The organism is Sulfurihydrogenibium yellowstonense SS-5 (assembly GCF_000173615.1).
GTDB classification, from domain to species: Bacteria; Aquificota; Aquificia; order Aquificales; family Hydrogenothermaceae; genus Sulfurihydrogenibium; species Sulfurihydrogenibium yellowstonense.
Genome location: NZ_ABZS01000120.1, coordinates 1 through 5,166, shown reverse-complemented (window position 1 = coordinate 5,166; position 5,166 = coordinate 1). Strand labels below are relative to the sequence as shown.

The window sequence follows — 5,166 nt, the reverse complement described above, 5'->3', positions numbered from 1 at the left end:
TTAACTTCAATAAGTCCATCTATAACTTTGTTTAGTTTTTCTCCTCTTTTTTCAATCTCATCAACAAGAGCTTGTCTATCAACTGAATGAATCGATTCGTAGTATTTTACAGCATACTTAACTTTGTTGGTTTGAAGACCACCTATTAGATGCCAATGTATATCTGAATATTTTTTAAGTTTTTCTATTTTTTCAATGCCTTCTTGTACTTTATTCTCTCCAAAGTATCTAATACCTGACTCGTAAGCTTCTATAATTTTTTCTACCGGCTGCGTCTTAGATGCTGCAAGAAGAATGACTTCTTCTCTCTTTTTACCAACTTTATCACAAGCTTTTTGTATCCTTTCTTCAATTTTTAGCACATTCTCTTTTATACTCATTTCAACCTCTCTAATTTAGAGTTCTAAAACTTTTTAAGAATAGGAAAGACAAGAGCTATCTTCAAACCTTGCCAAGAAAACTTTAGATGTTTTTTCTTCTATAGGATAAGCTTAAATTTGTGTATTATAAATATGCTATATTATAGCAGAAGGCTTATTAAGACAGCTTTCAATTTTTACTTGACAGGTAGAAAAATTTTTTGTATATTTATAAATAGCTTTTTAATTTTTTAACCAAACTTTGGCAATTGAATAGGTAAGCCAACACAAGCTTATTTTACGTGAGACGTGAGACGTGAGAAGCGAGACGTTAAAGATTGGTTTATTAATATCTTAGCTATTTTTGTTTGATTGTTTGTTAGCTTGGTGAGATGATTTAGCAGTCAGCAAAGCTAAGGTATTGGTAATATGATTTTATTTTTTGATGTTTGATTTGAGCTTGTATAATGATGGTTTGAAAGGGATTTTTTGAAGAGTAATTATAAGTACTTTTTGAATTAAACTTTTTGATTTTAGATTTTTTAGCTTTTAAATTTTTGAAAATTTGAAGTTTTTTATTTTAAAATATTTTGAGATCGGCAAGTTAAAGAGTGATATTTGCAGCGGGCTTCTGAGTTTGGGGTTTTTGGCAGTTGGCTTGTGATGGGAAGCAAAAGGATAAAATATAATAATATATTTTCTGTATATCGAGGTTTGCTGCAAAAAACTTCAACTTGCGGAATTTTTAAAAGTTTGGTATAATGTTCTACACATTGGCAAATGAATAAGATTTTTACGAATTTATTTTTGAGTTAAAAGTTAACGGGTTTGTAGCCTACCTATGAGGAATTGAACGTCACAGAACCTCTAAAAATCTTTGAAGTGGAAGAACGTTTGTAGCCTACCTATGAGGAATTGAACGTATATATACAAGGATATTGTCCCAAAGGACAAGTGTTTGTAGCCTACCTATGAGGAATTGAACTCAAAATCTAAATTTCCCACCACCACTCTCGTCGAAGTTTGTAGCCTACCTATGAGGAATTGAACCACTATCTCTACATAAGATGGATAGTCCGCATAGTCTGTTTGTAGCCTACCTATGAGGAATTGAACAGTCTTGCCCCGACTTGGTTTTCTAACTTCATTGTTGTTTGTAGCCTACCTATGAGGAATTGAACCTATAATGATACCTAATTTTAAAGTCATCACTATCTTGTTTGTAGCCTACCTATGAGGAATTGAACTTCTACTTGTAAAGCATCAAGCTTCCACTTTTCTCTTGTTTGTAGCCTACCTATGAGGAATTGAACCTATTTCAAAATCTTGCTTATCATAATTAATATCCAATTGTTTGTAGCCTACCTATGAGGAATTGAACTCCATCGGAACTTTCGGACGATTTTGATTATGATAAAGTTTGTAGCCTACCTATGAGGAATTGAACGTAAATTAATATATATCTAACAAGTAAAACATCTGTCGTTTGTAGCCTACCTATGAGGAATTGAACAAAATCAAAAACAAGAGTAAAATCTCTGAACAACGGGTACGTTTGTAGCCTACCTATGAGGAATTGAACTTAAGTACCTCAACATTTAAAACCTCAAAATCATCGTTTGTAGCCTACCTATGAGGAATTGAACTTCAGTATATCGCAATAGATGGCTTTATATTGCCAGAAAAAAGTTTGTAGCCTACCTATGAGGAATTGAAACGACAAAATCTCTTTTACTTCGTCTAAGTTAATCTCCTCGTTTGTAGCCTACCTATGAGGAATTGAAGATGGTATATCCATATTTGGATATTCTTCTAATATTTGTTTGTAGCCTACCTATGAGGAATTGAAGCTACATAAAATTCATTCTCTATTATCTCTATCCCATGGTTTGTAGCCTACCTATGAGGAATTGAAATAAGAAATGGACTTCTGCTCTCCATTGCCCGTCTTTGGTTATTAGCCTACCTATAAGGAATTAAAACAGCAAGACACTAAAAATTAGCATCTCAAAGATTTCTAACATCTATCTATCAAAAGAAAAAAATCCCTAAAAATGTCCCAAACCATTTATTTAAAATCGAGAAAGAATAGAAAATCTTCATGAAAAACAACTTTAAATCTTGTAAAAATCCCTAATTTCTCATTCAAAAGATTTTCACAAAACAGTATGACTAATACCTGAGACTGCTTGCAAAAATCCATATCGTCATTCTGAGCGAAGCGAAGAATCTCATGTTTCTCTTTTCAAGTCAAAAAATCAAAAGATGAGATCCTTCGGCCTTCGGCCTCAGGATGACACAGAAAGGTAAGCTTACAAAAATTTTGGAACATCCTTGACTAATACCTTTACTTTAAGAATGCTATAATAATATGCTATCTAAAAACACTTAGGAGTAAGAAATGCTTGGAGATATTCTATTAAAGTATTGGAAAATCATACTTGGAGTTGGAATTGTTTTAGCTGTTGGAGGTTTATTTTTGCAGCAAACTTTGCCGGTCATAGGGAAAATAGTTGAATTTATAGGATTTTCATTTGTTGCCATTGTTGCATACGTTCTTGGATATAAAAATGCAACAGATGAAGCTGAAAAGCAGATAAAAGCAGAAATAGAGAAGTTGGCAAAACAAGACATAAGATACAAATTTGCAGCAGATAGAGCTATAAAAAATATTAAAGCACCATTGACAGGTAAAAAATAAAAACAAGGAGCTGAAAAGATGGAGTCAGCAGTATTGATTGATAAAGAGTTTGATGTTGTTATAGGGCTTGAAACCCATGTTCAAATGAATACTCAAACAAAAATGTTTTGTGGATGTAAAGTTGAGTTTGGAGCTGAGCCTAACACTAACGTATGCCCAGTTTGTTTAGCACATCCAGGGACGTTACCGGTGATAAACAAAAGAGCCATAGAGTTTGCCATAAAAGCAGCTTTGGCGTTAAACTGCAAAGTTCATAACCTTTCTATCATGGCAAGAAAAAATTATTTTTATCCAGACCTTCCAAAAGGTTATCAGATTTCCCAGTATGATAAACCACTTGCAACAGATGGATACATAGAAATCAAAACAGAAAACGGATTTAAAAAAATAAGAATTCATAGATTACACATAGAAGAAGACGCAGGAAAAACAATACACGAAGGAAGTTTTTCTTATGTAGATTTAAACAGAGCAGGTACTCCACTGATGGAAATCGTCACTGAGCCGGATATATCCTCTGCAGAAGAAGCAAGAAAATACTTAGAAAAATTAAGAAACATCATGAGATATCTTGGTGTATCTGATGCAGACATGGAAAAAGGGCAGCTTAGATGTGATGTAAATATATCCTTAAAACCAAAAGGTTCTGAAAAGCTTGGTACAAAGGTAGAGCTAAAAAATATTAACTCATTTAGATTTATCGTAAAAGCAATAGAGTATGAGATAGAAAGACAGTCTAAGCTTCTAAGAAAAGGAGAAAAAATAGTTCAAGAGACAAGATTGTTTGACCCAAATACCGGAAAAACCTACACCATGAGAACAAAAGAAGAAGCACACGATTACAGATACTTCCCAGACCCAGATTTACTCCCGGTAGTAATAAAAGATGAAGAAATCCAGCAGATTAAAAACTCACTTCCAGAACTTCCAGACCAAAAATATCACAGATACATCGAAAAGCTTGGACTTCCTGAATATGACGCAGAAGTGTTAACATCTGATAAAGCCTTGGCAAACTATTTTGAAAAAGTGATAGAAATCTTTCCACAAAATCCAAAGCTTGTAGCAAATTGGATACTAAATGAACTTCTCGGAAAGCTAAACGAAAAAGGATTAGAAATAGAAAATTCTCCTATTTCTCCAAACTCTTTGGCAGAGCTTTTATCGTTAATTACTGATGGCACAATCTCAGGAAAGATTGCAAAAGATGTATTTGAAATAGCATTTGAGACACAAAAATCACCAAAACAGATAGTAGAAGAAAAAGGATTAAAACAGATTTCAAACGAAGATGAAATAAGAAAAATAGTAAAAGACATTCTTGCTAAATTCCCAGCAGAAGTAGAAAAATACAAATCAGGAAATGAAAAAATTCTCGGATTTTTAGTCGGACAGATAATGAAAGAAACAAAAGGAAAAGCAAACCCTCAGCTTGTAAATAAAATCATAAAAGAGGAGCTACAATGATAAAAAGATATACCCTTCCAGAGATGGGAAATATATGGAGTGAAAAAAACAAATTTCAAAAATGGTTAGATGTAGAAATAGCGGTTTGTAAAGCTTGGAATAAACTTGGGAAAATACCAGATGAAGCGTTAAAAGAAATCATAGAAAAAACACATATAGATGATGAAACAGTAGAAAGAATTAACGAGCTTGATAAAGTTTATAATCATGATGTCCTTGCTTTTGTTAGTGCAGTGGCTGAGCAGGTAGGAGAAAATGGAAGATACATTCACTTAGGACTTACATCTTCTGATGTTATTGATACAGCTTTAGCATTAATCATGAGAGAAAGCTTAGATTTGCTTATAAAAGATGTTGAAAAACTTTTAGAAGTTTTAAAAGAAAATGCATTAAAGTATAAAAACACATTAATGATGGGAAGAACTCACGGAGTCCATGCAGAGCCTATGACCTTTGGGCTTAAATTTGCATTATGGTATGAAGAGTTTAAAAGAAACAAAAAAAGATTAGAAAATGCAAGAGAAGTTATATCTGTTGGAACAATATCAGGAGCAGTAGGAACTTATTCTAACATTCCGCCAGAGCTTGAAGATCTTACATTAAAAGAGCTTAATCTAAAACCAGAGCCAGTAGCAAACC

General features: G+C 33.0%; 4 protein-coding genes and 1 CRISPR repeat array. Of the genes, 3 read left to right on the top strand and 1 reads right to left on the bottom strand.

Annotation, left to right across the window (positions count from 1 at the left end):
• On the bottom strand, nucleotides 1-380 hold a 380-nt coding region (locus SULYE_RS05635), incomplete at its 3' end, for a YggS family pyridoxal phosphate-dependent enzyme (RefSeq protein ID WP_007547404.1).
• A gap of 805 nt (nucleotides 381-1,185) precedes the next feature.
• A CRISPR array of direct repeats spans nucleotides 1,186-2,341; the repeat unit is 29 nt; unit sequence GTTTGTAGCCTACCTATGAGGAATTGAAC.
• A 419-nt stretch (nucleotides 2,342-2,760) separates the two neighbouring features.
• Here SULYE_RS05635 and SULYE_RS05630 point away from each other — a divergent pair.
• The 3 genes from SULYE_RS05630 to SULYE_RS05620 form a co-directional block, all read left to right on the top strand.
• Entirely contained in the window at nucleotides 2,761-3,060 is a 300-nt protein-coding gene (locus SULYE_RS05630; protein ID WP_007547403.1) for a hypothetical protein, read from the top strand.
• An 18-nt stretch (nucleotides 3,061-3,078) separates the two neighbouring features.
• Nucleotides 3,079-4,527 (top strand): Asp-tRNA(Asn)/Glu-tRNA(Gln) amidotransferase subunit GatB, encoded by a 1,449-nt coding sequence (gene gatB, locus SULYE_RS05625; RefSeq protein WP_007547401.1) that lies wholly within the window; start codon nucleotides 3,079-3,081, stop codon nucleotides 4,525-4,527.
• A partial coding sequence (locus SULYE_RS05620; protein WP_007547399.1) for a lyase family protein occupies nucleotides 4,524-5,166 on the top strand: 643 nt, incomplete at its 3' end. The genes gatB and SULYE_RS05620, both read left to right, overlap by 4 nt.